This is a genomic window from Treponema socranskii subsp. socranskii VPI DR56BR1116 = ATCC 35536 (genome assembly GCF_000468115.1).
Classification (GTDB): Bacteria; Spirochaetota; Spirochaetia; order Treponematales; family Treponemataceae; genus Treponema_D; species Treponema_D socranskii.
Genome location: NZ_AVQI01000021.1, coordinates 1 through 6816 on the forward strand (window position 1 = coordinate 1; position 6816 = coordinate 6816).

The following is a 6816-nucleotide window of genomic DNA, read 5'->3' on the forward strand; positions in this document are numbered from 1 at the left end:
ACAGCGGTTCGGACGGAGGCGGAACCCCGCCCACGTCGTTCGCCGTAACCTTCGGTGTAGACGGGGGGAACGGCACGCTCAAAGCAGAAGTCGGGGGCACCGAAATCAATTCGGGTGATGCAGTCGAAAAGGGCAAAATCGTAACCTTTACGGCAAAGAAGAATGACGATTTTGTCGTAGACAAGTGGTCGGTTTCACACGGCAGCTTTGAAAGCGGTACCGGTACGGAAGGTAACAATACTGCAAAAGTGACAGTAACGGCAGCCGTAACGGTAAAGGTGAGTTTTAAGGCCAAGCCTGCAGGAACCGTTAAGTATACCGTAGAGCACCATAAGCAAAACGTTACGGGCGATGAGTACACTAAGGCGGAAGAAGAAACCAAGTACGGCAAGCCGGCTGAAAACACTCAAGCAGAGGCCAAAACCTATGAAGGCTTTAATGCAAAACCCATAATTCAAAAAACGATAGCCGAAGACGGCACAACAGTAGTAAAAGTTTATTACGACAGAAAAGAAATCAGTCTTAGTCTTAATTTGGACGGAGGCGGCACGACTACACCTCTTACTGACGGCAAACTTAAAGGCAGGTTTGAAGCACCTGTAACGGTAGCGGACCCGACAAAAGCAGGCTATGCCTTTGACGGCTGGACACCGCCTCTTCCCGCAACGTTCCCTGCCGAAGACGGCACACACACTGCACAGTGGAAAGCGCTTACTAAAATTACTTTCAGCGTAGAAGGCGGGAACGGCACGCTTAAAGCGAAGGCGGACGGAGTTACGGAAACGGAGACGAGTCCCATAAGCGTCGAAAAGGGCAAAACGGTAACCTTTACGGCAAATCCCAGCTCCGGTTACAAAGTAAAGGAATGGAAGGCAGACGGCGTTGCCGTTCCGGGCAACACGACGAATTCTTATGCCTTCACCGTTACCAAAGCGGCCGACGTAAAGGTGAGCTTTGAAGCGCTTCCGCCCGGCGAAGCTTCGTATACGGTAAAGCACTATCAGGAAGGAACGGACGGGAACTATCCTGCAGAGCCGACGGAAAGCGAAAATAAAAGCGGCACATCGGGAGACCCCGTCGTATACACGCCGAAAACCGGCGGAGCCTACGATGGCTTTACCTACAATTCCGCTCTCACCAAAGTAAACGGAATCGTACAGACAGCCGGCACGATAGCCGCCGACGGCAGTACCGTTGTAGAACTCTATTACGAGCGCAATACGGTGAACGTAACCTTTAAACTTACAGGCGGTAACATTGCAGGCAATACGGACGATGTCGTAAAATCCGGCAAATACGGCACAGCTTTGGAAGTTCCCGCCGATCCCGTAAAAGCGGATTCCGTTTTTAAAGGATGGAATCCCGCACTGCCTTCAACTCCGGTCTTCCCCGCTGCAAATGCGGAATATACCGCAAACTGGGCGCTGCTTTATACTATCAATTTCGGCGTAGATGGCGGACACGGCACGCTCAAAGCAAAAGTTGACGGTACCGGAATCGGTTCGGGCAATAAAGTGGAACAGGGTAAAACCGTCGTCTTTACTGCGACACCCGCCAACACCAATTTTGCCGTAGACAAGTGGACAAACGGCGGCAGCGACATAACCGAAGCGGGAACAAACACAACGTACAACCACAGCGTAACGGCGAATGCCGACATCAAAGTAAAGTTTAAATATACGGGAGCCGATCTCGCGCTGAGCGATCAGGAGTTTACCAAGGAGATGGGACAAAGCTTCACCTATAAGCTGGTAACGGCAGGATCGGGCAGCTACACGGCAGTTCCCGAAACAGCGGGCATCATCACTCTCGGTACGGCAACACTGAACAGTCACGGCAACATCACGGTAACGTGCATCAACGCCGGTACAACGAAAATACGGATAACCGATACGTTAAGCGGACAAACCGCTCTTTCAGGTACCATTACCGTAACGCCCGCCGTCGTCATACCCGACTACTTTGCAGAAGGCGGCGTGCGCTACCATGTAACGGATAAAACTCCAGGCCAGCGAAAGGTGAGCGTAACTGCCAAGACAGGTCCCGGAACTCCTCCGCCGTACACGGGAACAACGCTTGCCATACCGAAAGAGGTTATACACAACAGCGTAACCTACACGGTAACGGGCGTAGAGGAACTTGGCTACTGGGGAACTACCCTGCAAAGTGTAACGGTCGCACCCGATAATGCTTACCTTTCTTCCCAAGACGGCGTGCTCTTTAACAATGATAATAACAATAAAACCGTACTCCTTTGGTATCCGCGCGCTAAAACGGATGCTTCTTACTCCGTTCCTCCAGGCGTAATAAAGTTGGAAAGAGGGTCTTTTAGAGATGTTCCCGCATTGACATCGGTTACGCTGCCCGGCAGCTTAAAGCGTATTGAAGCCTATGTATTTACCGGCTGCCCCAACATTGCAACGCTTGTGCTGCCGACCTCGTTGGAATTTATCGGCGATAATTCAATGAACGACTTAAAAGTGACTTCGATGGTTGTGCCGGAAAACGTAAAAGCTCTTGACGGCTACTGTCTTTCGAGCTGTAATAATTTGGCATCAGTCGAACTGCCTTCAACACTTAAACAGATAACCTGGTATTCCTTTTCTAACTGTCCTGCCCTGACAACGGTAACGTGCAGAGCGGCAACCCCGCCGGATATTGCAGCGGGCGGTAATGTGTTTGGCGGAAGCACGCCCATCGCATCCGCAACGCTTAAAGTGCCTTCCGGCACCGAAAGCGCCTACCGAACCGCAGAAGGCTGGAAAGACTTCCAGACGATTGTGGCAATAACGCCATGAGGAACGGGTAATGGTTTTAATTGGTAATGTATAATTGTTAATTCAATTACACATTGAAAAACGGATTGACCGCTTTCAAGTTGGAGGAAACTCCGGCTTTTGGGCGGTTTTTTTGTGCGAGGGGGCAATTGCCGGCCGGCGACTTTATTGTTTTGCATCGGGGTATGTTTATTAAAAAATCGAAGTCTTAATAAGTTTTATATTGGCGGCTCTGCCGACGGAAAGCGTCGCCGTTTTTTTTGTCGCTTCGATACGCACGGTCGTTTCCGCGTCTCCGCTCGCTTTTGAAAGCGAAAGCGGCGTACACAAAATCGTTTCGAGTTTTGCCGAACCGTCCGTTTTCGGCATACGCACTTCGATCATGTCGCCGGATGCGATCGCGCTTTCAACGAGACGCACTTTGCCGAGAAAATCCATGCCGCCCGCTTCGGCACCTTCGGAGCGAACGGTATCTTTGCCGAGCTGTTCCGCCGACAAAATGATTTTATTGTTTATTCGGGCTGAAAGATTTTCTTTTTGCGCTTTGGAAAGATCGAGCGAAGCGAGCGTGCGGTGCAGATCCGAAAGCAGTTTGTCGCGCTGTTTTTTTTCGGGGCGGGCGGCGTTCTTTTTCCGAATGTCTTTGAATCGGTTTTCACCGCTTCCGATCGGCGGAAATGACGGCGGCGTACGGTCGGCTGCGTCGCTTTTCGTTCGTGCGGATGATTCGATACTTCGTTGCTCTGCGTCGAGATTATTGATTTTTCCGATGCAATCGAAGCCCGCCTCTTTACCGAATGCCGCCGCATCTTCATCGTTCCGAATGTTCAAGAGATAGATTCCCTCCGCCAATTTTGTTTGAATAAAGCGTGCCGCCTTAGGATTTTTTTCGATGAGCTTCGAATTCTTTTCGTCGAGCTTTAAAACGTAGCCCGTATACAAAATCGCCGACGAATAGAGCTGCTGCCAGTCTTCGATGCTGACGCGGAGATTTTGCGGAATGCCGTGCGAGGCGTATTTTTCGAGCAGCGAGCAGATCGTCTCGGCCGTGTATCCGAAATCGAAGGCTCGGATCACCGACGCTTTATCGATTTCGAATTCGACCGTCGTATCGAAATTGACGACGCGCAAAAAAATCGACAGCGGCAAAAGCGTTTTGAGCGGGAGCCCCGGCAAAAGCCTGACCGTAAAGCCCGAATTGATCGAAACGAATCGTGCGCTCGTATTCGCTTTTTCTTCATCCGAAAACGCTTTTCCGACGCGGTAAATCGCATCTCCTTCTTTCGTCTTTCCGGCGACGGAAAAGAGACCGAACGTTTCCGCAGCATCGACGATGCGTTCAAAAGGCGGCCGCGCATCGCTTCCGTCGTCGCCTTTGCCGTGCGACCGATCGATGAGCGCACGGAAACGGCTTTGCGTCCGTTCGGAACTTCCGAGCAGCGACATACATCTGAGGAGGGTGCGTTTCGTAACGCCTGAACCGGGAAGGGATGCAGCAAGGTCGAGAACGAGTTCGGCGTACGAGCGGAGTCCTTCCCGATCGAGCGAAGCGCTTGATGCAGCCGCAAGGTATGCGTATTGCTTTTTCGGAAAAAGCTCCGCGAACGAAAGCAATCGCGCGTAATCGACGGATATGCCGTTTTCGTTTCGTTTGACGAGCGACAAATTCAATAATGCGGTAATGAGCGTTTGAACGGGGGCGGTTCCGCAGGCGAACACTGTTTTCAAGTGCGCCGCATCGATTTTTTTTAAACTGTCGTCAGCTTTGCAAAGATCCGGCTTTTCGGCAATATAGCAAACGACGGAGGCGATAAATTCGGGCGAAATCGAAAAGCTTCCGCCTTCCGTGCGGGATGCGTACTGCGCTTCGGGGATAATGCGCGCGATATCGATACGAGGAGCAAGCAAATCTTCAAGCAGCGGATTTATATGCAGACGTTCGGAGCAGTCTTTGTCCGATTCGTCTTTATAAATTATTAATCTATCGGTGAGATTTGAAATCCGTGCGGCAATTTCCGAAGAAACGTATTCTCCGGAAAAAAAATCCGAAAGCTTTTTTTGCGTCGCTTCGGGGATGAGGATGAGGGCAGCGATGATTTTTTCGTCGAAGTCGTCGAGCAGGGCGAGGAGATTTTTTCTGTTTTGCTCCCTGCAAAAAAAAGAAGACAGCTGTTCGATGAGGTTTTGTTTGTTGTACGGCGTTTTTATTTTTCCGAGATAGGCGCGCAGTATATCGAAAAAGCGGCTGTCGGGGAGCATCGCAAGAGAGGCTTGCCATAAAGCCGTGCGCCGTTTTTTATCGGATTCGTTCAACATAGGCCCTCTTCAGTGATTTCATCGAAATCGCTTTCGTCGCGATACCTGACGATGCGGTAGGAATATCCCTGTTCGGCGAGAAATTTCTGCCGGTTTGCACCGAAGTCCTCTTCGACCGTGTTCCGCGTGATGAGTGTAAAAAAACGTGCCGTGCGTTCTTTCGGTCTGAGTATGCGCCCGAGCCGCTGTGCTTCTTCCTGACGGCTTCCGAAAGTGCCCGACACTTGAATCGCGAGCGACGCGTCAGGCAGATCGATCGCAAAGTTTGCGACTTTCGACACTACGAGTACGTGCAGTTTGCCGCTGCGGAACTCGCCGTAAATCGCATCGCGTTCGGATACGGGCGTCTTTCCGGTGATGATCGGAGCGTGCAGCATACGCGCGAGCTTTTCGAGCTGGTCGATGTATTGGCCTATGACGAGGATTTTATCCTTAGGAAAACGATCGATAATTTCCCGTACGGCCCGATCCTTTATCGGATTTTCGCTTGCGATGCGATGCTTCGTGCGCGCGTTTGCGACGGCGTATCGGATCTCTTCATCGGCATCCAAATCGAGACGCACTTCGATGCACTCCGCAGAGGCGATCCAGCCGGACTGTTCGAGTTCTTTCCACGGAACGTCGTAACGCTTCGGCCCGACGAGGCTGAACACGTAGCTTTCGCAGCCGTCTTCCCGCACGAGCGTCGCCGTCAGCCCCACGCGGCGCACCGCCTGCAATTCCGCAACGACGCGAAAAACGGGAGCGGGCAGCATATGCACTTCGTCGTAGAGTATCAATCCCCACGCTCGTTTTCGAAACAGAGAAAAGTGCGGATAAGGTCCGTCTTTTTCCGGCCGCCACGTCAATATCTGATACGTCGCGACGGTCACCGGCTTAATCGACTTTTCTTCGCCCGTGTATTCGGCGATATCGTCCGCAGTGAGATTCGTTTTGTCGATGAGTTCCGCAATCCACTGATGGACGGCCGTGATATTCGTCGTAACGATGAGCGTACTCGTTTTGAGCATGTCCATGATCTGCATGCCGACGATCGTTTTGCCGGCGCCGCACGGAAGCACGATCGTGCCGAATCCCGTGCCGGGGCCTTTGTCCCCGACGAGCGCTTTCGCCGCTTCAATCTGGTATTCGCGGACGACAAGCGGAGAGCCGTTCGACGTCGTTTTCTGCAGGTGGATGTCGAGCGCTTCTCCGTCTGCAAGCGGCACTTCGTCTTTTACCGGCCAGCCCGTCTTTATCAATTCCTGCTTTACCGTGCCGCGGTCGGTAAGGCGGACACGGAAGCAACGGCCGCCGTCTTCATCGATTGATAAATATTTTGCAAGCCCGCGGTTTGCGCACAGTTCGCGGTAGATGCGCTCTGAATCCGTTTCGAGTTTGAGATATTCTTCCGCGTCCGAAGAAGGAGAAGCGACGAGCCTCAACTTTCCGAAGCGCTCCGCCGTTTCACGCATCCATACGATAACCGCCTGCGGCACGTCGAAGCGGCTGTACCTTTTCAAAACCGCCGCGATATCGTCAGCCGTAAAACCCGCACTCGCCGCATTCCACAGCGACAGCGGCGTCAAACGATACGTATGCAAATATTCGGGCGAACGCTCAAGCTCCGCGAACGGAATCAAATCGTTCCGGCATTCGTCGGCTTTCGGCGCGTGAACGTCGAGCAGGAGAGTTTTGTCGCTTTGAACGATGAGCGGCTTATCGTTTTGCATAACAGTATATT

General features: G+C 52.1%; 3 protein-coding genes. 1 reads left to right on the forward strand and 2 read right to left on the reverse strand.

The window, feature by feature from the left end; all coding sequences use genetic code 11:
• On the forward strand, positions 1-2798 hold a 2798-nt coding region (locus HMPREF0860_RS14095), incomplete at its 5' end, for a leucine-rich repeat domain-containing protein (RefSeq protein WP_021495494.1).
• Between the two features lie 171 nt (positions 2799-2969).
• Here the strand turns inward: HMPREF0860_RS14095 and HMPREF0860_RS03575 are convergent.
• Entirely contained in the window at positions 2970-5093 is a 2124-nt protein-coding gene (locus tag HMPREF0860_RS03575; protein ID WP_021329264.1) for a helicase-associated domain-containing protein, read from the reverse strand.
• Entirely contained in the window at positions 5087-6805 is a 1719-nt protein-coding gene (locus HMPREF0860_RS03580; RefSeq protein ID WP_021329250.1) for a DNA repair helicase XPB, read from the reverse strand. The genes HMPREF0860_RS03575 and HMPREF0860_RS03580 overlap by 7 nt, the downstream gene beginning before the upstream one ends.
• Positions 6806-6816 lie beyond the last annotated feature (11 nt).